Consider the following 19655-nt stretch of genomic DNA (forward strand, 5'->3'; position numbering starts at 1 on the left):
GACCCCGCCGGTGAGGATCACCAGCGACTCGCCGATCGCGAACAGCCCGTACTGCGCCAGGTCGAAGCCCATGCCCTGGAGCCGGCCGACCCGCGCGTCGGCCGGGACGGCCGACGCGCCGCGCCGCGGACACCGCATGCCCGGTCGTCGCCGGCCACGGGCATCGAGGAGACGCTCCCCAGCGCCTACGGGACGGCGGTATCCCGGGTCCGCCCGCCGCCCCCGAGCGCCGGGCCCTACCGTTCGTTGCCCGCTCGAAGCCAGGCGATGTAATCCGCGGCCGCGGCGGCGGTGTCGTATTCGGGACGGAAACCGGTGTCCTCGCGCAGGCGGGTCGTGTCGAGCCACCGCGGCGGCGCGGCGTCCCGTGAGGGCAGCTCGGCGCGGAAACCGGGCTCGACGGAGGTGATCGCCTCGATCACCTCCGCGTTGCTCGTCGCACGGCCCGAGCCGACGTTGTACGTCATGTGGCGCAGCCGCGGCGCGAGTTGCAGGAGCGCGAGCGCCCGGCCGGTGTCCTTGACGTAAGCGAGGTCGAGGGCGTCCTCGGCGTACGGCTGGTGGGCGAGGCCGGACAGGTCGGGTGCGCCGCGGCGCGCGGCGGCGTGGGCGAGCGACGGAGCCGGGAAGAACGGATCGGGCAGGTGGCCGCCCGGCCCCCAGGTACCGGAGATGCGCGCGGTGACGATCTCGATGCCGGTCTCGGCCGCCAGCTGGCCGGCCAGCAGCTCGGTGATCTTCTTCAGCGTCGGAATCGCGTGGAAGTGCCTCATCGGCAGCGGCAGGTCCTCACCGAGCGCGCCGTCGACGGCCACACCGCCGTATACGCCGATGGTGCCGGCGACCACGACACGCCGTACACCCCACTCCTGTGCGACGCGCACGATGTTGAGGAAGCCGTCGAGCGCGCGTCCCGCGGTCCCGGCCGCGTCGCCGTCGTCCGTCTCCCAGGGCAGTGTGATGGCGAGATGGACGATCCCGGTGATCGCGTACCGGCGGCCCACCGCGCGCAGGCTGTCGAGGTCGGTGATGTCGCCCTGCGCCATGGCCACGGGCAGATCGGCCAATCGCGGCGGTACCGCGGGGGCGCGGCGCTGGAGGAGCACGCATTCCTCGCCCGCCCCGTGGAGCGCCCGAACGGTGTGCGAACCGATGAAACCGGCTCCGCCTGTCACGAGAATCATGACTGTCTCTTTCGTCGGCACGACTGATTGTCAGTGCTACTGATTATCAGCCTAGAGATATCATGTTCGTCATGCCAACCCCCGCCCCGCGCCCCATGGAGCCGCACGACGCACTCGGGTATCTCGTCAAGCACGCACACCTGCGGCTGACGGCGCTGGCCGACGCCGCGCTCGCCCCGCTCGGCATCGACAGCAAGGACTTCGGTGTGCTGCGCGTGCTCGTCGGGCGCGAGCCCATGTCGCAGCAGGCGGTCGCGACCAGGCTCGGCGTCGACCGCACCACGATGGTCGCCCTGATCGACGCCTTCGAGGCGAAGGGCGTCGTCACCCGGAAGCCCGATCCGAACGACCGCCGGCGCAACGCCGTCGAGCTGACCGAGCCGGGGCTCGCGCTCTACCGGGAGGCCGACGCGGCGTACGTCGCCGCGGAGGAGGAGTTCCTCGCCCCGCTCGGCGCGACCGCGGCCGCGCGGTTCCGGCAGGCGCTGCGGGCCGTGCTCGCTCCCGGGGAAGGGCGGGACGGACATGACCGATGACGCCGGCCGCGTCCTGGTGCGGCGCGCCGGCGCCGCGGAACTCGACCGCTTGGTCGAGTTCCGGGCGCTGATGATGTCGGAGACGGGTAAGGACGTCGACGCCGATCCCACCTGGAGGGGCGACGCCGCCGCGTGGTTCGCCCGCCGGATGAAGGAGGCGGAGGCGGACACCTTCGCCGCGTTCGTCGCCGAACTGCCGGGTGCCGGCGCGGTCGACCGCGCCGTCGGCACCGTCGACGACCAGCCCCGAGTCCGCGCAACCGCAGCGGCCGGCGCGGCGAGATCGCCGATGTCGTCACGTCACCGGACTTCCGCGGCCGCGGACTCGCCCGCGCCTGCGTGAGCGCGCTGCTCACCTCGTTCGCCGACGGGACGACCGTCACGACCGTGCGGCCGGCCGCCACCTCCGACGGCGAGGCGCCCTACCGCGGCCTCGGCTTCACCGAGCCGCGCGACCTCGTCCTCCAGGTTCGCGTCACACGCTGGTCGTCCTGTCCGGGAAGGCTGAGGACGGTGACGCGGCGCACGGCTGATCGATGCCCCGACGCCGCGCCTGCGGAGACATGGAGGCAGGTCCGGGCCCCGGCGGCGCTTGCTCGGCAGGCGTCATGTCACTGCGTCGGGGCAGGGGGTTTGCGGTACATGCCGATGAGGAGGCCGTAGCTGGACTGGCCCGGCCCGTCGTCGGTGGCGCCCTCGGCCATCTCCGTCAGGACCGCGGTCAGTCTCGCGGCCTGTTCGGGTGTCAGGCGCAGGTGCCGCAGGATCAGCAGCGGGTCCGCGGCAGCTGTGAGTTCGTCGGCGAAACCGGCGAGCGCTGCTCTGGTGGAGCCGCCGGTGGGGTCGTCGATGTCCATGCGGAGCGCGGTGCGCTGGTAGTACTGCTCGACGCCGCCGCGTACCCGTCGGCTCTCGACGACGCGGACAAGACCCGCCTCGCGCAGGATCTTCAGATGGTGCCCGACGCTGCCCTTCGCCACGCCAAGCGCGGCGGCGAGCTGGCTGGTGGTTGCGGACTGTCGGGCGAGGGAGAAGAGCAGGCGTTGCCGCAAGGGGTGCCCCAGCGCCTTGTGCTGCTCGGGCGTGGAGACACGCATCGACGGATCCTGAGTGGCTTCGGCCATGGAGTAAGCGTCTAGGATTCTTGACGCTTTGGCAAGGCCGGTGCTCTACTTGCGCCCGAATCCAGTGACCAGGGGGGCAATTGATGGAACACACCGAGATCGAACGCATCGTGGCGCGGATCCGCGAACTGGTCGCCACCCGTTACGTTTTCCCCGACCTTGGAGAGCGCATCGCCACTGACTTCGGTGAGGCCGCATCCACCGGCCGGTATGCCGGCGCCGAGAGCCCCGCGGCGCTCGCGGAACTGGTCAGCGAGGACCTGCGGCGGCTCAGCGGCGACGGCCACCTCAGGCTCATCCACCACTCCGAGCCGATCCCCGACCTCGCGGACGAGGCAGCCTCGGCCGCGATCTTCGAACGACGTTCACGGACCACCATGAGCGGCATCGGACGGCTCGAACGGCTGGATGGGAACATCGGGCTGCTCCAGATCGAGCCGGCGCTCTTCGGCGCCCACCTGGTCGGCGACGACATCGCCGCGGCCATGCAGATCCTGCGCAACACCCAGGGCCTCATCATCGACTTGCGTGCCTGCATCGGCAGTGATCCCGCAGCGGTCGCCTATTTCTGCAGCTACCTGCTGCCGCCGGGTACGCACCTCAACGACGTCTACGACCGCACTGAGGACCGCACCACCCAGTACTGGACGCTCCCCCACGTCCCCGGCCCCCGCTACGGCACGGATCGTCCCGTCTACGTACTCACCAGCCGCCGGACCTTCTCCGGCGGCGAGGAACTGGCCTACGACTTGCGCCACACCGGCCGCGCGGTCATCGTCGGCGAAACCACCGGCGGCGGCGCCCACCCCCGCATCGGCGTGCGCCTCCACCCCCACCTCGAGGCCAGCATCCCCACCTGCCGTTCCATCAACCCCGTCACAGGCACCGACTGGGAAGGCACCGGTGTCCAGCCCCACATCCCCACCACCGCCCAGGACGCCCTCGCTACCGCCCACGCCGCTCTCACCCGCGCATCGGAGGGCACCGCCCTCTGAAGGCGGGACCCCCGGCAGCGGCGAGGCCGCCGCGCGCGCACGGCAGCCCGCGGGCTGCGGTCCACGAGCGGCGGTCCGGCGGTCGTCCGTCAGCCGTCCGACGGAACCTTCAGTTTGTCCCAGCTGGTCCTGCCCGGGATGCCGTCCGCGTCCTTGCCGCGGTAGCCGAGTTTGTGCTGCCAGGCGGCGTAGGACTTGCGGTCGGCCTCGGTCCACTCCGGGCCGGGGCCCTTGTCGTAGTGGTCGCAGCCCTCGGCGACGAGGCGGCGGCCCATGGCGGTGATCAGGGGCGACTTCTGGCCCGTGTGGAAGAAGCCGCTGCCGGGGAAGGGCGCGTACTTCGGCTTGGGGCCGGGCTTGGGGCCCGGGTCGTTGCCGCCGCCCTCTCCGGCCAGCCGGTGGGCGATGCGCCCCCGCATACCGTCCATGGTGAAGCCCCGCGGGTCCTGCTTGCCGGGCTGCCACTCCTTGTGTCCGATGACGGAGCGCTCCGACCAGCCGTGATGGCGGCAGATCGCGGCGGCCACCTTCTCGATGGCCTCCTTCTGCGCCTCGGGCCAGGGGTCCTTGCCGTCGCCGAGGTTCACGCACTCGAAGCCGTAGAAGTGCCGGTTGCCGTCGACGTCGGCCTGGTTGTCGTGCGGCAGCGTCGTCTCGTTGACGACCGCGCGCAGGACGTCGCTGTCGCCGAGTCCCGCGTGGTTAGCGCGGCCGTTGCCGACGAGGTGGACGTGGCCCTCCTTGTCGATGACGCCGTGACAGAGGGGGCCGGGCAGGCCGGAGTAGCCGTTGTAGCAGATGTTCACGGAGTTCTCGGTGCCCGAGGTGACGGTGTGGTGGATCATCACGCCGTTCACCGGGCCCCAGGGGCCCTTGGTGTTGCGGTTGTGGTGGCGCCAGTCGCGCACCTCGTGGACGGTCAGGCCCTCGGCCCGCAGGACCTCCAGCAGCTTGGACCCGCTCATCGGCTGCGCCATCACTCGTCTCCTCCCGCGGCGGCCTCCGCCGCCGCCGTGGTCTGTGAGCGGCCGCCGGCGGGGGCGGCCTCGGCGGCCTGCTCCTCGCGCGCGGCCTCGGCCTCGGCGTCCAGGGCCGCCTGGTCGGCCGCGGGGATCTTTGCCGAGAGCGGACCGAAGGCGTACCTCAGGTCGGCCGTGCTGCCCTCGCCGGTGACCAGCGCCAGCAGGGCGAAGTGCCGGTCGATGCCCGCCGGAGCCTGGAGCAGCGGGCGGCGCGCGGCGTCGGTGGCCCACTCGACGCCGCCGGTGGCGGTGCGGGCGGGGATCAGCCAGTGGTCGCCGGTGCGGTAGGTGCCGCCCTTGGCGAAGTAGACCTCGACGCCGTCCTCCAGCGGCAGCCACTCCCCCTCGGTGACCGGAACCGCGCCTGCCTTGAGGGACGTCGTACGGCCCTTGCGACGGGGTCCTTCGCGGTGGTCCCAGCGGCGCAGGAACGGGTGCAGGTGCGGCAGGCGTCCGACGCGCGGGTCCGGCTCGGCGGACAGGCGCACGCGGCGACCGGGCAGGTCCAGTTCCTCGACGCGCAGCAGGGGCAGCGCCTCCAGGCGGGAGGCGTACGCGGTGTCGCCGAACTCGACCAGGTCGCCGACCTCCAGGTCGAGCTTGGAGTCGGGGCCGAGGGTCGCCAACCGCACCCAGGTGCCGTCCAGTTCGTCCACCGGGAAGACGACGGAGCCGTTCTCCCGGGACCAGGTGAAGGTGGCGTCCGCCGCCTCGCCGCCCGTGTGGACCTCCACCCGGTACAGCTGGTTCTCCGGGCCCCGGTAGCGGGCGTCGGGGCGGACCAGGCAGGGGTCCTCGTCGGCGTGCTCGGGGCGTTCACTGCGGGCGGCGAGCCGGGCGGAGGGCGCCGACTGTGTCTTCGCCCACTTCTCGAACGCCTCGCGGACGGCGGCCGGGTTCGGTTCGGCGTCCGCGATGTCCAGCGCGGTCAGGGGCAACGGCAGTACCTGCCAGACGACCTTGGCGCGGACGGCGGTGTCGGGCAGCGCGGTGCCGAGTGCGACCTCGCGCAGCGCCGGGTCCTCGGCCGCAGAGACCGCCCGCTCCCACACCGCGAGGTAGACGAGGAAGGGCGACTGGGCGGGCGAGGGCAGCCGGTCGCCGGGGCGTTCCGGGTCGCGGAAGCCGTCGGGCTGGTTCCAGTAGTCCCAGAAGGCGTCCGTCCCGGCGCTCTGCCGCTCCTCGGTGTCGCCGTCCGGCACGGGGACGCCGGGCGCCGGGCGGTCCGCGTCGCACAGGATGCCGTCGACGTAGTAGCGGCCGCCGTGGATGTACAGGGTGTCGATGTCGTGCCTGCCGCCCACGTACTCGATGCGGAAGCCGGTGGCGCCGGCGGGTCCGCCGTGCCGTCCGATGAGGTCGGCGGCGAGGGTGCGGGCCTGGTGGAGCTGGATGGCGGTCTGTTCGTTGAGGTCCGCGTCCAGCTGGACGCGGCCCTGCTGGGCGAGGACCGCGGAGTAGTGCCGCTCCGGGCGGAAGGTGGAGCGGGAGAGATCAGCGTGCATGAAGGGGGTCCCCCTGGTTCGTCGGTCTGCGGGCGGGTCGTACGACGGCACTGCTCACGTCACGAAGAAGATCCCGGCGTCCGCGACCGCGGGGGTGTACTCCGCGAGCCGCGCCCTGAGTCCGTCCTCCCGCTGCGGCCGGTACAGGTCGTGGAAGGCGCCGAGTTCACCGCCGTCGTCCGCGCCCCGCCGGATCTGCTCGGGGCCGCCGTCGGCCAACTGGCCGTACCAGGGCGTTCCGTAGCGCTTGGAGGCGAACAACGGCCGTACGGTGTCCGCCTGTCCGGCTCCGACGAGGTCGGGCCGGCAGCGGTGGCGGCGCGGGGTGCGCGAGCCGGGCGGGACGTAGCAGTACCGCAGGCAGCCGATGCCGCGCCGGGCCACGTGGAGCCGGCCGGTGAAGAGGGAGTTCTCGGCGATCTCCACGGCGTGGGTGTGTACCTCGCCGATGACGGTGGTGCGGTGCAGGTGCAGGACCGCGTGGGCGTGGCGGCAGTCGGGGGCGGAGAGTGCCTCGCGGTCGTCGCCGGTGGCGTCCAGGACGCTGTCGCGCAGATGGATGTCGAGGGGGTCCTCGCCCACCTCGTCGCCGATGACCTCGATGGTGCCGAGGATGCTGTGCTCGATCCGGACGCAGGCGGTGGTGCGGTCCAGGACGATGCTGGGCTCGTCGGGCGAGTGCGGTGCGCACTCGGGCTCCAGCGACCAGCCGGGTACGAGCGTGCAGTGCCGTACGACGACGGCGCCCATCGGGCCGGTGACGTTGATGCCGCGCCCGGCGACGAGGAGTCCGTCGAGGACGACGCGCGGCCGTTCGTGCGGGGCTCGATGGTCCGGTACGGCACGGATGTTGAGCGCGTCGGGGCGGTTGCTGTACCAGTCGAGGAGCCGGATCACCGGCCGGGTGCCCTCGGCGGCGCGCAGTTCGAGGCGGTCGCCGGGGTCGAGGTCGAAGTCCAGCTGCTCCTGGTAGGCACCGCTGTGGGTGATCTCGATGATGCCGGTGCGCCCGGGGCCGCGCCGGTCCTGCCAGGCCCGGTAGGCGTCCATGATCCGCCGGTACGGCTGCCCGGGCCCGACCCGGTAGAAGTCGGCGTCGGGGCGGGGGCCGCGGTCGGGGCGCTCGTACTCGCCGCCACCGAGGTCGGCGGCGAAGGCGTGGTGGTAGTCGACCCACACGCCCTGCCGGGGCGCCGACCGGGAACCGAAGGCGATCCGGCCCAGCTCCGGGTCGACGGCGATCTGGCCGCGTCCGGGCCGGTAGCGCCAGTCGGACAGGTCGGCCACGACGATGTCGGCGAGCGGCACCGGCCGGTCCTCGCCGTCGCGCCGGACGCACAGGCTCTTCCCGGGTCCGTAGTAGTCGGCGAGCCGGTCGTGCAGCAGCCGCCGGGTGATGAACGCCGGCACGTTGTCCACGGCGGCGATGTGCGCGGGCGAGGGCTCGGGGACCGGGCGGGTGAGCAGCGGGGTGTCGTTGCCGAGGATGGAGAAGGTGTAGAGGTTGCGGGCGCGGTCGATGCAGTAGGCCGGGGATGCGGTGAGCGCGTGCGGCCTCAGCCGCCAGACGAAGAGGCCGACCCCGGCCGGAGACCAACCGCCTTGCCTCCGAGCGGAGTTGGCACGGCGTACGTCGACCGTACGGGCCGTCGTCTCGAACGGACCGCCCGCGAGGGCGAGAGCCGAGCCGTCCCGCAGGTCGAGCAGCCGGCCCCGGTCCCCGCGGGCGCCGGTGACGCCCAGCCTGACCGGCTGGGTGTGGGCCACGTGCCGGGAGAGTTCGACGGCTCGCGCGGGCCAGTCGGCGACCCGCTCGGAGAGTTCCTCCAGCAGGTGCAGGGTGCCCTTGCGGCGCCGGTGGCCGACCGTCGCGGCGACGTCCCGGCGGGGGGCGACGGCCTCGGCGAGCGCCTGGCGGCCGCCGTGGTGCAGGCCGCCGGCGAGTACTCGCTCGTACCCCGGCAGGGTGCGGTAGCCGACCAGATCGCCGAGGTACGGCAGCACCCAGGGCGCCGCGGTCTCCACGAACAGGTCCTCGTAGCCCTGCCGGACTCCGTCGCGGACGCGGTCCAGCTGCTCGGCGATCACGGCGAGCAGCGCCCGAAGCGGCTCGCCCTCCTCGGCGTCGCGCAACCGGTGCCAGCGGGGCAGCAGTTCGGTGAGCCCGTCGGGATGCCGGTCGGCGGGCATCTCCCACTCGACGTCGGGGGACATCACTTGACCTCCGTGAGAATCAGGGTGTCCGCGGCGCGCGCCGACAGCATGGTGAGCTGGGCCGGGCGGATGCCGCGGAAGACGAGCACCGTCCGGCCCTTGGCCAGGGGGCGGGTGTCGGTGATGTCGGGGTTCAGGCGCAGGAGCCGGGCGAGCGAAATGCCGTGCCGGGCGCAGACCGAGGACAGGGTCTCGCCGTGCGCGTCGCCGACGGTGTAGGTCTGTTCGTCGTACGACGCCGCATGCGCGGGGACCGACGACCGCGGGGTCCCGGGGTCGGCGAGCAGGGCGGTGAGCTGGTCCGGGGTGGCAAAGGCGGCTGCGCCCGTGAAGACGTCCACGTCCACGTGGTCGACGCCGGGCACGGAGTGCGCGGTGGCGAGGACCTCGGACAGCCGGGCCGGCTGGGCCAGCTCCCGTCCTTGGTAGCCGAGTCGGAGCAGCAGTGCCTGGCGCAGCCGGGGCTCGACGATCTCCCAGGCGGCGTCGGGGGCGAGTTTCACCCTGGCGGCGATCAGCAGCAGGACGAGTTCGCGCGTGTCCACCCGGATGGGCAGGTCGGGGTCGCCGTACTCGGTCAACGCCCCGCACAGGGGCCGGAGGCTGTCGTCGGTGAGCGGCACGTCGTCGGTACCGGCGACCGTGACGTGCAGCACCCGCCGCCGTCCGTCGAAGAGTTCGCGGGCGGCGGCCCGGCCGATGCCGGCGCGGGAGCGGGCGAAGTCCTCGTAGTCGGCCGGGGAGACCAGCCGGTCCAGGGCGGAGACGGCGAGGGGGATCGTCCGGCGGGTGAGCGAGGGGCCGTCCGCGTCCGAGCCGCCGGTCGCCGGAAGCGGGTTGGTGACCGCGGTGACGCCGAGGGGGCGGGTGAGCGGCTGGGTGATCCGCTCCGCCGGGACGTTGGCGGCCTTGCCGGTGCCGAAGCGGTAGCGGGCGCGGACGTTCTCGTGGCCGCTGGGCAGCCGGGCGCCGTGGACGCCGTCGCCGAAGGTCACGGTGGTACGGCCGTCGGAGGCGGTGCCGGTGATGTACACCCGCTCGGTCGGGCCGCGCCCGGCGAGACTGTCGACCTCGTGCCAGAGCACGCCGTCCACCCGGATCTCCAGCACCGGTGTCGCGCCGAGGGGGTTGTCGGCGGCGAGCCAGGTCAGCGGGGACTGCCACAGGGCGAAGGTCTGGTTGACGCGGCCGGAGTCGCCACTGCCGATGGCCTCCTCGCGGCTCTCGCCGTGGGTGGCCGCCACGACGTTGCCGAGGACGCGGACGCTCGCCCGGTGGTAACGGTGGGCGAGGTTGCTCGTGAGGGTGAGGCGGGTGTGCACATGGTCGCCGGGGAGCCGGGGATCGACGGCCGGGTCGGCGGCCGCGATGACGACCACTTCGCCGGCGGTGATCCCGGCCACGCCGGGCACATCGGTGCGTTCGCCGCTCACGACGAGGGCCCGGCCCGGCCGCAACCCGTCGTACAGCTCGGCGAGTTCGATCTCGTCGCCGTGCACGTCCTCGCCGAGCGGCTCGTCGGCCAGGCGCAGTTCCTCGCCCGCCGCGTGCACGGTGGTGTCGCGGATGTGCGAGAGCAGCACGTCGAACTCGTCCAGCCACGGGTCCGCGAGGGTGAGTTCGGTGCCGCGGCCGGTGATGCCGTAGTTGGCGTACGCCGCCGTGCGGGCCGCCACCACCTGGGTGGTGACGAGGGCGAGCTTGGCGTCGCCGGGCACGCTCGTGCCCTTGGCGGGGCGCTCGATCGCCACCCAGCTGCCGACGGTGATGCCGTCCTGGACGCTGTCCAGTTGCAGGATGCGGCGGTTGAGGGGCGCGGGCTTGCTCGCGATGACGATCTCCACGTCGGGCTCGGTGCTGCCCACCGTGTAGGTGACGCCCACCTGGTAGTCCCCGTGGGTGAACTGCCTGCTGCCGCCCGGCTTCAGGGAGAACTGCTCGGCGGTGCCGTTGGTCAGCGCGATGTGCACGGTGCCGTCGTCCTCCGGGCGGGAGACGAACAGGCTGCGCTCGGGCAGGCCGGGGTGGAGGCGGGCGGTGACGCCCGGTTCCTCCGCGGCGGCCGGGCGGCGGGTCAGCCAGCTCAGCTCGTGCTCCCGGGCGGCCCGCGTCGACAGGTCGACCTGGCCGGGACCGAGGGTGAAGGTGACCTGCTGGGTGGTGGGCAGGTTCTCGGCGCGCTGGTCGGAGCTGCTGCCCTCGGCGTACTGGAACTCGGCGCGCACCGGCACCTTGCCCGCCGGGTCGTACACGACGCGCATGGTCGCCAGCGCCGCGCCGGTCAGGGGCCAGTCGGTGGTGCGGATGACGCGGCCGCGGGCGTCCTGGACCGGTTTGAGCGGGGCGCCCGCGCCGAAGGGGGCCGCGGTGACGCGCATCGCGAGGAGGGCGCGCAGCAACTGGCCGGTGCCGGGGCCGGCGGCGGCGCGCCAGGCCGGGTAGAGGCTGCCGAGACCGGGGTTGAGGGCGGCGAGGAGGCGGGCGGTGTCGGAGCCGGGGCGATGGCTGCCGGTTCCCCGGCGGGGGCCGGGGGCGGTGGTTCGCAGGGCGGGGAGGACGGTGCTCAGGGCGTGGAGGGCGGCTCGGCGGGGATCGGGGCGACCCGGTGCGTCCTGCCGGGGACGGACGGGGGCGGGGTCGGTCGCCCGCGCCCGCGGGGTGTCGCCGCGCCCGCCCGCGCCGCCCCCGGCGGCACGGCCGCCCGCGGGGACGACTGGTCGGGCGGGCGCCAACTCCAGTGCCCGCTGTGCCAGTTCCGCGAGGACCGCCGCCAGCCGCTCGAACCACGCGGACACATCCTCGTACGGCTCCGCCAGCACCTGTGCCTCGCGCAGTCGGGCGACCGGGCCGGCGAGGCGGGACGCGAGACCCTCCGGGGTGCCGATGCCGTCGAGGTCCGTGCGCAGCGGGGTGAGGACCTGGTCGTCGAAGTCCTCGATCAGGCGGCTGACCGGGCGCGGGTCGGGCACCTCGGGAGTCGGCGGCTCGTCGCCGGGATCGCCGGGGGCGGCCGGCTCGGCGATCCAGCGCCGTACCTCGTCCACCAGTTCCCTCAGCGTGGGCGGGGCCGAGCTGGGCAGGGTGAGCGCCGTGACCTCTTCCTCGCGGTCGACGCGGACGCCCGCGATCGGCAGCAGCCTCCTTTCCCCTCCCGCCTGTTCCCCGAAGACGAAGAGGAGCTGGTCGCCGGTGCGCAGCGAGTTCGCCGTGCCCTCCACGAACAGTTCCGAGCGGTGGTCGAGATCGTCCGGGGTGATGAGGGAGGGACGGCGGCGGCGTACCGCCAGCTCGTTCCAGTCCCAGCGGGCGGTGAGGTCCGCCGATGTCTCGAAGGTGAGCGACTGCTCGTCGGCGGAGGCGGGCACGCTGTGGCTGCGGGCGCCGCGCGGGATCGTCACGGGGAGGGTCTCGGCGCGCGGGTCGCGTTCGAGGGTGTACGCCAGATGGGTGCCGGCGGCCACTCCGGGCCGGGGCCGGTGTCCGACGAGGCGGCCGAGCATGACCAGCGAGCGGTGTTCGTCGGCGGTGCGGATGTAGGCCTCGTCGGCGATCCGCTCGGAGTGGAAGGTGAGCAGGTCGCCGAGGACGGCGGTGGCGTCCAGCAACCCGACGGCCGGGTCGTCCGGGGTGCGCACGGTGAGCCCGGTGAGGGCCGGGTACGCGGGCGAGGCGAGCCGGTCGAGGAGGGCGGCGAGGAAGGAGCCGTAGTCGCCGACCCGGTAGTCGAGGGCGGTGCGGCCGGGAGGGTTGTGGAGTGGAGCGGGGGCGAGGCGCTCGTCGTGGCCGCCGCACGCGCCGCCGCAGGAGCAGGCCCGGCTCATCGGTCGCCTCCCAGGGTGATCGCCAGCCGTCCCTGCTCGGGGCGGTCGGGGTCGTTGTCGCAGGTGGCGATCTCCAGCGGGCCGAGCCGCAGCACGCCGTCCTCCCTCTCTCCGCGATCCGGTTCGAACAGCCTTCGCAGCCGGGTGACTTCGACGCCCTCCACGCCCGGGACGGCCGCGGCGACGGCGACCAGGCGGCTGAGCCGCACGGGTTCGCCGAAGGTCAGCGCGTCGGGGTGGAAGAACCCGAGGCGTCCGCCGGGCATCCGGCCGCTGCCGAGGACGCGGTACAGATCGGCCAGGATCTGTCCGTGCTGGTGTCCGGGCAGCGCGCAGACGCGCAGCGCGATGTCGAGCGGCACGAACCGGGCGGGGCCGACCACCAGGTCGTGGCCGATGCGCCGGTACGTCTCCAGTGCCTGCGCCACCGAGTCCAGCAGGCGCTGCGACGGGGCGCCGTCGCCGTACGCGTCGATCGCGACGTGGGCCTCCTGGGTGCTGCCGGTCCAGCGGATGTCGGCGGCGGCCCGCTGGACGCCGGGCAGGGCGGAGGCGAGCGCCGCGTAGTCGGCGGCGGTGACGGCGCGCAGCCGGGTGCGGCGCAGGTCCAGGGGTGCCAACTGGCGTACCTGTTGCAGCGGTTCGGGTTCGGTGCCGCCGGTGGCCGGGAGGGGGTTGCGGACCGTGGCGGCCGGTGACGGCTCGCCGGGCTCGCCCGACGCCACGACGAGGTGGTTGATGGCCTCCGCCCCGACGTTGCCCGCGCTGCCGCCACCGAGCCGGTAGCGCGCCGTCAGACGTGTTCCGGGTGCCGGTTCGGCACCGCCCCGCCCGTCGCCGAAGCGCAGGGCGAGCCGCCCGTCGTCCTCCTGTTCTCCGACGAAGTGCCGGTCGCGGGGCGCGCTGTCGAGCAGGTCGCGGCGCGGCTCCCACACCGCGTCGCCGTCGGCCAGGCGTACGGCGGGCAGGGCGCGGCGCGGGTCCTGGGCGAGCGCGGCGCTCGCCGGTCCGCGCAGGACCGGCTCCTCGGGGTGGAGGCCGGCCGCGTACGCCGGGCCCCAGCTGTGCGCGATCTCCCAGGCGATGTGGGGGTCGAGGACGGTGCCGGCGCGGGCCCGCGCGGTGAGGACGGCGATGCGCCGCAGCTTGGTGTCGAGCAACTCGTCGCTCCGGTGGAGCAGTTCACGCAGAGCGCGAACGGGATGGCGGCGCAGGTCCAGCCGTTCGAGCGGCTTCAGGCCGAAGACGACGGCGAGTTCGGCGATCTCCTCCTCGCCGAGCCCGTCGCGGTCACGGGCGCTGCGCCACAGGTCGACCAGACGCTGCCGGAGCCGGCCCGGGATGGCGGCGATCCGCTCGGCCTGTCCCGCGGCGACCGTCGCCGGGTCCGGGAAGGGCACGGCCGGGGTGACCGGGGCACGGCCGAGGACGGGGCGGAAGCGGGGCCGGATGCCCGGGTAGGCACTCTGGGCGAGCAGCGTCCGCAGGGCCGCGGCCTGCGCGTACGCCGTCGCGGGTACCACTTTCCCCCAGCCTCCGGCCGGGGGGACCCCCCTCTCGCTTCGCCGTTGCCCGGCCTGTTCCAGACCGATCCCCGCGCGCAGCACGGCCCGCTCCCCCACGACCCGGAACAGCTCGCGGACGTCCTCGGGGGCGAGGGCGCGGCCGCTTTCCGCCCGGTCCGTCAGCGAGGTCACGAGCCGCGCCGGGGCGTTGTTCTCCGTGCGGTCGTCGCAGCCGAAGCCGGGCGGGCCGCAGGGCGCGACGACGGCCGGGTCCGGTGGCACGGTGACCGTCTGCGTCGTACCGGAGCGGCCGTGGTCGACGAGGACGGCGTTGCCGCGGGCGAGGGTCACGTCCTCGACGGGCAGGCAGTCGCGACCGCCCCGCGTGGTCAGGCAGAACGGGAAGCGCAGGGCGTCCGCGGCGGCCCAGGTGACCTCCAGGACGGGCTGGTCCTCGATGGGGTCGAGGCCGGGGGTGACGGAGGTGAGGCGGACGGCCTGCCGGTGTGCGGGGTCGGCGTCGCCCGGGGTGCCGGTGCGCGGGCCCTTGACCTCCTCCAGGATCAGCACGTCACCCGGTTTCAGGCCGAGCCTGCGTTCCCGGCAGGTCTCGGGGTCGGTCCATTCGTCGCGCAGGGTGGCGGCGGTGGCCCCCGCGGGCAACACGCACACGTCGCCGTCCCAGGTCCACAGCCGGATCGCGTTGTGCGCGACGCGCAGTTCGAGGGGTTCGGCGGCGACGACGGGTTCGAAGACCTCCACGGAGCCGCGCTCGTCCAGGTCGCCGAGGTCGTCGTCGTCGATGACCGTGCCGGGTTCTGGGCGGTCGTGCGGGTCGAGGCTGCGTACGTCGACCGAGGCGAAGCGGTAGGTGCCCGGCGCCAGCGTGCGGTCGGCGGCGGTCTGGACGGTCACATAGGTGCGGGCGTTGCAGCCGTCGTGCATCGCGTAGTCGATGAGCCGGACGTGCCGGCGTACCGAGACCCGGCGGCGGGCGGTGTCGAGGTACGCCTCGGTGGCGACCGCGTCCTGCTGGTAGCTGATCTGGTCGCCGGTGTACGCGAGCAGTTCCACCAGCGTCGTGCCCAGGTCGGCGGGGTTGCGCTCGGCCCGGTCGGGCGTGGTCAGCGCGAGCCGGTCGAGGAGCAGCCCTCGGATGGTGTCGTAGTCGCGGGCCGTGTAGTCGATGACGGGCGCGGACGGGAAGGGCTCGGTGTCCGCCGGCTCGTCCGTGCAGTCGAAGGGGGTCGGGCAGTCGGGCCGGAAGCCGAACTCCGCGCTGAAGTACCGCTGGTCGAAACCGCGGTACGGCGCAACGCCCGGCCTGCCGTAGGGGTCGGCCTCCACCAGCGACAGCCGGTAGCGGGAGGTGTCGCCGGCCCGGTCGAGGGTGACGTGGAGCCGGTCGTCCAGCTCGGGGTCCTCCTCGCGTTCGACGCTGACGTCGACGGCGGTGATGCCGGTGATGCGCCGGCCGCCGTCGATGCGGACGTTCTCGGGGCCGAGGGCGCCCGGGGCCTTGCCGAGGAAGGTGACGGTGAGCAGCAGCCCGTCGTCGCTCACCTCGACGGCGTCGACCCCGTTGAGCCGGGCCGCGCGCACCTTGGTCCGCCGGGTGGCCGCCGCGCTCATGCCGCCCTCCCCTCGAACAGGTCCTCCTGGACGGCGCCGGTGGCGCGGACGACGTACGACAACCGGACGCGTACGGTGTCGTCGCCGCCTTCGATGTCGAGGGAGACCACCTCGATCAGGTCGCCCAGCCAGCGTTGCAGCGCGGCCTGGACGGAGAGTTCGAGGGTGCTGATCAGTTCGGGGCCGGCCGGTGCGAAGACCAGGTCGAGCAGTCCGCAGCCGAAGTCGGGGCGCATCACACGCTCGCCGGGGCTCGTGAACAGCAGTTGTTCGACGAGGTCGTGGACGTGCTCGGCGGGGCGGGCGTGCGCGGTGCGGCCACGGCGGTCGGCGTGGAACGGGAACGCGATGTCGCTGCGCGGGCGGGCTTGTTGACTCAGCGGCCTCATCGGACGGTGACCTTTCGCTGCGCGGCCTGGACGACGGGTGGTCCCTGCGGGACGAGGGCCGCGCTGAAGCACTGGGCGGCACAGGTGTCGAGCAGCACGGGCGCGCCGTTCGCCGTGACGCCGGTGGTGGTGGCGGTCCAGCGCACGGACGCGCACGGCGAGGGCACCCCGTCGACGGTGTGCGGGCAGCCGGTGACGACGTAGGTGTGGGCGGCCGTGGCCACGGCGGCGCCGTCGACGTGCGCGCCGCCGGAGGGTGTGGTGGCGGGTGTGGCGCGGCCGCCGTGCGGGCAGCCGATCACGGTGCCCGCGTGGAGCAGACTCCCGGACAACTTCTCTCCCCCGTTTGTCTATCGCTTGGAGTGGACGGTCAACTGGCCCTGGTTGATGGTCACGTCGCCGCCGCGCAGAGTGATCTCGGCGCCCGCGCCGGTGGCGATGACCACGGATTCCTTGGTGATGCGGATGTAGGCGCCGCCCTGGGCCTGCAGGAGGACGCCCTGTTCGGCGCCCGCGGTGTCATTGAGGACGATCTTGTGGGCTCCCGGGGTCTGTACGACGACGGGTTTGCTCGGCGCGTTCGCCTGGAGCTCGCGGCGCGCGTCGGGCGGCAGTTCGCTCGCGTCGCCGTACCAGCACCCGGTCCAGACCGGGAAGCTGGGGTCCCCCTGCTCGAACTCCACCCATACGCCGGCGCCGGGTGGTGGCACCACGAACTGTCCGGCCTGCGCCCCGGTGAACGGCAGGCAGGGCAGCGCCCAGGTGGACGGCTCGTCGCCGAGGACGTCCGGGACCTCGGCCGTGATCCGGCCGAGGCGCAACGGGTCGTCGTTGCTGACCACCCGGCCGCGGAACTTGCCGAGGTAGCGATTGCTGGGTGCCGCCATGGTCGGGGTTCTCTCCTGGTCGGTGGGTCGGGTGTGCTACGGCCGGACGGTGTCGCCGCGCGCTTCCAGGCCCTCACGGGAGAGGGTGAAGTTCTGCTGGAAGGAGCCCGGACGGAGGTTGTGGGTGACGGACTTGACGTAGTAGTCGCCGTCGTACGCCCGTCCGGCGCCGCGGACGCCGACGAGCCGTCGCGGCTGGAGGAGGTAGCCGTGCCGGTTGACGTCGAGCGAGCCGGAGCCGGAGATGACGTCGGCGGAGACGGCGGCGCGCGCGAGGAGTTCGGCCTCGGCCTGCTCGCGCTGCTGTTTGGCGGTGCCGGAGAGGGTCTTGCGTTTGAGCGCGGGGCTGGCCCGGCGGCCGAGCGGCGGGCGCAGGGGGCTGATCGGCGGCTGGGGCAGGAGGGTGGACTGGCGGGTGCCGGGGTCCTGCCAGCGCGCCTGGGGCTCCTCGCGGGCGGTGCCGTCGTAGGCGAAGGTCAGCTGGTCGACGGTGGACTGGGCGTCCATGTTGACGTTGAGGGCGTGCTGGCGCAGTCCGAGCCGTACCTCGGGGCCCCAGCGGGCCGCCGACCGGCCGGGGGTGGGGCCGGGCTCCAGATAGAAGGTGTAGCCGTTGGCGCGGGCGAGTTCGGTGACGTACTGGAGGTCGGTGCCGGTCTGGTAGTGGACGCGGAGGTCCTGGTGCGGGGGTTGGGCGATCATCTCCCGGTAGACGTCCGGGCGGACGCCGTAGTCCGAGTAGCGGCGCAGGATGGCCAGCACCCGTTCGGACGGCGGCAGGTTGGGGTAGCGCGCGGTGCGCTCCTCCAGGTCCATCAGGAGGGTCAGGTCCTCGCCGGTGACGGTGAGGGTGGAGTGTCCGGGGATGTTGCTCGCACCGACCTCCTGGCGCACGATCAGGCCGTCGAACAGCACCTCGGGGGTGCCGCGGACGCTGACGGTGAGGATGACGCGGATCTTGGGGTCGAAGTAGCCCTCGGGCAGGAGCCGTTGGTTGAGCAGCCCGTTCTTCGTGAGGTCGAAGGCGAACTGGAACCCGCTGCGCTCCCCCGCGGTGGCCGTGATCTGCGCGGACAGCAGCGCCTCGGCCACCTCCAGGGGGACCGGGCGCGCCAGCTTCGGTCCCATGAGGAGCTGGATGTGGACGGGGCCCTGCCCCACGGGCTGTTCAGACACGCCGCTCCCCCCGCGGGAACCCGCCGGCGAGCGGGATGCCGATGACGCGTCCCGCCTCGTCCGTCAACTCCCGTGGATCGAGTACGGGGTTGGCGTCGGCGATCCGCCACCACTGGCCGGGGTCGCCGAGGAAGCGTTGCCCGAGCAGGTCGGGCCGCTCTCCGCCGCCGACGAGGTGCGGTTCGGTCTCGTCGTCGAGCGGGGGCAGCAGCCGGCGCTTGGTGTACCGGACTTCGGTGCCGTCGGCCTGCTTGTGGATGCCGATCTCGGCGTCGTGGTACCGGCTGGTGCGCGGGTAGGGGTGGGCGCCCGGTATCGAGTCCAGGGCACTCTCGTACGGCTCGATCTCCGCCATCTCGTCCTCATCCCCTTCCGGCCACGAGATCGGCGCCGCCGAGGCCCAGCGCGCCGAGGCCGCCACCCCGCGCGGCGGCCGCGAGCCGCTCCTTCTGCGCCAGGTGCGCCATGTACAGGTCCGCGCCCCGGTGCCCCGCCGGCAGATCGCTGACCGTCAGGATCTTCATCCCGATGCTCAGCGAGGCGCGGATCGGGTTCAGGTCGACGTCGAACGCCGATTCGTTGACGGACAGTTCGGTGAGCCGCACGGGCATCACCCGCTTGCTCCCCCACGTGAACAACGTCAACGGCATCTCGATCGGACTGATCTCGATGCTGCCCTTCTGCGTCAGCCTGCTCGCGGCACGCAACTGGGCGGTGGTGGGCTGCACCAGCATCTCCAGCACGGCGAGCTGCGGATGGATCCCGTCCGGCGCGGCGATCTCCAGCTGATCGGTGGCATCGATCTCGGCGGTGAACTTCCACGTCTCCTGCGCGGGCCCCTTGAGCCTCAGCGCCTCGTTCCGGTCCCCGCTGCCGGTCCCCCCGCCACTGGCGTCCCCGCCGTCCCCGGCCGACTGGGGCGCGATGCTGCGTTCCAGGGTGTCGGGGTTGAACTGGAGGACGATGACGCGTTGGGGGGTGCCGTGGTCGGGGTCCAGGACGACGAGGCCGGAGCGGATGGGTTTGGGGATGTCGGCGTAGCGGGTCATGTCATTCAGCTCCCTGCGCCGCGGAGGACCGCGAGCACACGACCGGCGAAGTCTCGAACGGAACGATCGGGGTCGGACGAGGAGAGCTCCGTGAGTACGTCCGTGAACTCTCGCCATTTGGTGTAGTAGATCGCACGCACCGCGGCATTCCGAACCACCGGAGCAGTGTCCTGTGCCGCAGTGAAGAAACCCGAATAGAATTCCTCGTCGAATTCAAGAGGCGCCCCGAGGCCGGCCTTGATCACCGCCGACGCCCGCTCCTGTTCGCCGACGGTTTCCATCCCCGACAAGAGTTCGGCATCCTCACACGTATCGAGTTCGGCACGCACCATGGGAGTCAGTTGTTCCGCAAATTCCTGACCCAGTCCGCTCATCACCGAGATGTACGAGAAACTCAGGGCGTCGTCCCGAAAGTAGTTGAGAGTGGCACCCGGAGCGATCTGCCAGGCGACACGCCGCGGAACCCCCCTTCCTTCGTCACCGGGGAGGTCCGCCACTGCCGCCCAGCCCATATCCGCAGCGAACGCCGCGACCGATTCCTCGGCCTGGAACTGCCGCATAACAAACCTTCGCGACCGTGCCACACCTGTCGACGACGAATTCATACACACTCCTC

General features: G+C 73.1%; 18 protein-coding genes. 4 read left to right on the top strand and 14 right to left on the bottom strand.

The features are described 5' to 3' along the window. Positions 1-236: 236 nt before the first annotated feature. The gene (locus tag ACWDD7_RS31370) at positions 237-1184 is read right to left on the bottom strand and encodes an NAD-dependent epimerase/dehydratase family protein (protein ID WP_450459879.1); all 948 of its coding nucleotides are present in this window, start codon (positions 1182-1184) and stop codon (positions 237-239) included. A gap of 71 nt (positions 1185-1255) precedes the next feature. Between ACWDD7_RS31370 and ACWDD7_RS31375 the strand changes: the two genes are divergently transcribed. From ACWDD7_RS31375 to ACWDD7_RS31385, 3 genes are read left to right on the top strand one after another with little or no spacing between them, the layout of a single operon-like run. Further along, positions 1256-1720 (top strand): MarR family winged helix-turn-helix transcriptional regulator, encoded by a 465-nt coding sequence (locus ACWDD7_RS31375; protein ID WP_450459880.1) that lies wholly within the window; start codon positions 1256-1258, stop codon positions 1718-1720. Next, the gene (locus ACWDD7_RS31380) at positions 1710-2063 is read left to right on the top strand and encodes a hypothetical protein (RefSeq protein ID WP_450459928.1); all 354 of its coding nucleotides are present in this window, start codon (positions 1710-1712) and stop codon (positions 2061-2063) included. Before ACWDD7_RS31375 ends, ACWDD7_RS31380 begins: the two co-directional genes overlap by 11 nt. Then, positions 2003-2383: a hypothetical protein gene (locus ACWDD7_RS31385; protein ID WP_450459926.1), complete on the top strand. Its 381-nt coding sequence runs from the start codon at positions 2003-2005 to the stop codon at positions 2381-2383. The genes ACWDD7_RS31380 and ACWDD7_RS31385 overlap by 61 nt, the downstream gene beginning before the upstream one ends. On the opposite strand, the gene ACWDD7_RS31390 is transcribed toward ACWDD7_RS31385, so the two are convergent. Next, positions 2332-2844: an ArsR/SmtB family transcription factor gene (locus ACWDD7_RS31390; RefSeq protein WP_450459881.1), complete on the bottom strand. Its 513-nt coding sequence runs from the start codon at positions 2842-2844 to the stop codon at positions 2332-2334. The two genes, ACWDD7_RS31385 and ACWDD7_RS31390, sit on opposite strands and share 52 nt — an antisense overlap. 83 nt (positions 2845-2927) lie before the next feature. On the opposite strand from ACWDD7_RS31390, the gene ACWDD7_RS31395 reads away from it, so the two are divergent. Continuing rightward, the gene (locus tag ACWDD7_RS31395) at positions 2928-3839 is read left to right on the top strand and encodes a S41 family peptidase (RefSeq protein WP_450459882.1); all 912 of its coding nucleotides are present in this window, start codon (positions 2928-2930) and stop codon (positions 3837-3839) included. Positions 3840-3928: 89 nt separating this feature from the next. On the opposite strand, the gene ACWDD7_RS31400 is transcribed toward ACWDD7_RS31395, so the two are convergent. The 12 genes from ACWDD7_RS31400 to ACWDD7_RS31455 are packed head-to-tail and all read right to left on the bottom strand — an operon-like array spanning position 3929 to position 19599. After that, the gene (locus tag ACWDD7_RS31400; protein ID WP_450459883.1) at positions 3929-4816 is read right to left on the bottom strand and encodes a peptidoglycan-binding protein; all 888 of its coding nucleotides are present in this window, start codon (positions 4814-4816) and stop codon (positions 3929-3931) included. Next, on the bottom strand, positions 4816-6366 hold the full coding sequence (locus ACWDD7_RS31405; RefSeq protein WP_450459884.1) for a DUF6519 domain-containing protein: 1551 nt from the start codon (positions 6364-6366) through the stop codon (positions 4816-4818). Before ACWDD7_RS31405 ends, ACWDD7_RS31400 begins: the two co-directional genes overlap by 1 nt. A gap of 54 nt (positions 6367-6420) precedes the next feature. Further along, on the bottom strand, positions 6421-8580 hold the full coding sequence (locus ACWDD7_RS31410) for a hypothetical protein (RefSeq protein ID WP_450459885.1): 2160 nt from the start codon (positions 8578-8580) through the stop codon (positions 6421-6423). Continuing rightward, the gene (locus tag ACWDD7_RS31415) at positions 8580-12401 is read right to left on the bottom strand and encodes a putative baseplate assembly protein (RefSeq protein WP_450459886.1); all 3822 of its coding nucleotides are present in this window, start codon (positions 12399-12401) and stop codon (positions 8580-8582) included. Before ACWDD7_RS31415 ends, ACWDD7_RS31410 begins: the two co-directional genes overlap by 1 nt. After that, entirely contained in the window at positions 12398-15538 is a 3141-nt protein-coding gene (locus tag ACWDD7_RS31420) for a putative baseplate assembly protein (protein WP_450459887.1), read from the bottom strand. Before ACWDD7_RS31420 ends, ACWDD7_RS31415 begins: the two co-directional genes overlap by 4 nt. Then, on the bottom strand, positions 15535-15927 hold the full coding sequence (locus ACWDD7_RS31425; RefSeq protein WP_351876920.1) for a GPW/gp25 family protein: 393 nt from the start codon (positions 15925-15927) through the stop codon (positions 15535-15537). Before ACWDD7_RS31425 ends, ACWDD7_RS31420 begins: the two co-directional genes overlap by 4 nt. Next, positions 15924-16259 (bottom strand): hypothetical protein, encoded by a 336-nt coding sequence (locus ACWDD7_RS31430; RefSeq protein ID WP_450459888.1) that lies wholly within the window; start codon positions 16257-16259, stop codon positions 15924-15926. The genes ACWDD7_RS31425 and ACWDD7_RS31430 overlap by 4 nt, the downstream gene beginning before the upstream one ends. Before the next feature lie 18 nt (positions 16260-16277). Continuing rightward, entirely contained in the window at positions 16278-16814 is a 537-nt protein-coding gene (locus ACWDD7_RS31435; protein ID WP_450459889.1) for a phage baseplate assembly protein V, read from the bottom strand. A gap of 36 nt (positions 16815-16850) precedes the next feature. Further along, complete coding sequence (locus ACWDD7_RS31440; RefSeq protein WP_450459890.1) at positions 16851-17990, bottom strand: hypothetical protein; 1140 nt, start codon at positions 17988-17990, stop codon at positions 16851-16853. Then, the gene (locus ACWDD7_RS31445; RefSeq protein WP_450459891.1) at positions 17983-18345 is read right to left on the bottom strand and encodes a hypothetical protein; all 363 of its coding nucleotides are present in this window, start codon (positions 18343-18345) and stop codon (positions 17983-17985) included. Before ACWDD7_RS31445 ends, ACWDD7_RS31440 begins: the two co-directional genes overlap by 8 nt. Before the next feature lie 7 nt (positions 18346-18352). Continuing rightward, on the bottom strand, positions 18353-19039 hold the full coding sequence (locus ACWDD7_RS31450) for a hypothetical protein (RefSeq protein WP_450459892.1): 687 nt from the start codon (positions 19037-19039) through the stop codon (positions 18353-18355). 5 nt (positions 19040-19044) lie between these two features. Further along, positions 19045-19599: a hypothetical protein gene (locus ACWDD7_RS31455; RefSeq protein WP_450459893.1), complete on the bottom strand. Its 555-nt coding sequence runs from the start codon at positions 19597-19599 to the stop codon at positions 19045-19047. Positions 19600-19655: the final 56 nt, after the last annotated feature.

It is taken from the genome of Streptomyces sp. NPDC001056 (genome assembly GCF_053598955.1).

Bases quoted from the DNA above. Each gene is read 5' to 3' on its own strand.
- ACWDD7_RS31370 (WP_450459879.1), bottom strand. From the start codon at position 1,184: ATGATTCTCGTGACAGGCGGAGCCGGTTTCATCGGTTCGCACACCGTT.
- ACWDD7_RS31375 (WP_450459880.1), top strand. From the start codon at position 1,256: ATGCCAACCCCCGCCCCGCGCCCCATGGAGCCGCACGACGCACTCGGG.
- ACWDD7_RS31380 (WP_450459928.1), top strand. From the start codon at position 1,710: ATGACCGATGACGCCGGCCGCGTCCTGGTGCGGCGCGCCGGCGCCGCG.
- ACWDD7_RS31390 (WP_450459881.1), bottom strand. From the start codon at position 2,844: ATGGCCGAAGCCACTCAGGATCCGTCGATGCGTGTCTCCACGCCCGAG.
- ACWDD7_RS31395 (WP_450459882.1), top strand. From the start codon at position 2,928: ATGGAACACACCGAGATCGAACGCATCGTGGCGCGGATCCGCGAACTG.
- ACWDD7_RS31400 (WP_450459883.1), bottom strand. From the start codon at position 4,816: ATGGCGCAGCCGATGAGCGGGTCCAAGCTGCTGGAGGTCCTGCGGGCC.
- ACWDD7_RS31405 (WP_450459884.1), bottom strand. From the start codon at position 6,366: ATGCACGCTGATCTCTCCCGCTCCACCTTCCGCCCGGAGCGGCACTAC.
- ACWDD7_RS31410 (WP_450459885.1), bottom strand. From the start codon at position 8,580: ATGTCCCCCGACGTCGAGTGGGAGATGCCCGCCGACCGGCATCCCGAC.
- ACWDD7_RS31415 (WP_450459886.1), bottom strand. From the start codon at position 12,401: ATGAGCCGGGCCTGCTCCTGCGGCGGCGCGTGCGGCGGCCACGACGAG.
- ACWDD7_RS31420 (WP_450459887.1), bottom strand. From the start codon at position 15,538: ATGAGCGCGGCGGCCACCCGGCGGACCAAGGTGCGCGCGGCCCGGCTC.
- ACWDD7_RS31425 (WP_351876920.1), bottom strand. From the start codon at position 15,927: ATGAGGCCGCTGAGTCAACAAGCCCGCCCGCGCAGCGACATCGCGTTC.
- ACWDD7_RS31435 (WP_450459889.1), bottom strand. From the start codon at position 16,814: ATGGCGGCACCCAGCAATCGCTACCTCGGCAAGTTCCGCGGCCGGGTG.
- ACWDD7_RS31445 (WP_450459891.1), bottom strand. From the start codon at position 18,345: ATGGCGGAGATCGAGCCGTACGAGAGTGCCCTGGACTCGATACCGGGC.
- ACWDD7_RS31450 (WP_450459892.1), bottom strand. From the start codon at position 19,039: ATGACCCGCTACGCCGACATCCCCAAACCCATCCGCTCCGGCCTCGTC.
- ACWDD7_RS31455 (WP_450459893.1), bottom strand. From the start codon at position 19,599: ATGCGGCAGTTCCAGGCCGAGGAATCGGTCGCGGCGTTCGCTGCGGAT.